1 protein-coding gene is annotated in these 264 nt (G+C 67.4%); it reads right to left on the bottom strand.

What is annotated here, in order from left to right:
* Nucleotides 1–187 (bottom strand): hypothetical protein (locus tag AC3XQU_RS24090; protein ID WP_489876647.1); only part of this gene is annotated, 187 nt, incomplete at its 3' end.
* Nucleotides 188–264: the final 77 nt, after the last annotated feature.

Raw genomic sequence — 264 nt, 5'->3', positions numbered from 1 at the left:
CGATGACGGGATGCGTGAGTGGGTCGCCTGGTTCGCGGCCGAGGGGGTCGGCGTAGATGCCTTTCGCTGGGTCGGGTGCGACGGCGAGGGCGGGTAGGTGGAGCACGGTCCATTCGCCGCCTTCTTCGGTGCGGCCGTCACGCTCAAGTAGCCGGCCGCACAGGTCCAGTGGATGCCAGCGGGTCATGACGATGACTTCGCGTGCGCCGGGCGCTTTTCGTGTGGTGTACGCGGAGCTGTACCACTCCCAGACACGTTCGCGGA

It is taken from the genome of Telluria sp. AZSoR62 (genome assembly GCF_058111565.1).
This window is presented reverse-complemented; position numbering and strand designations above follow the sequence as displayed.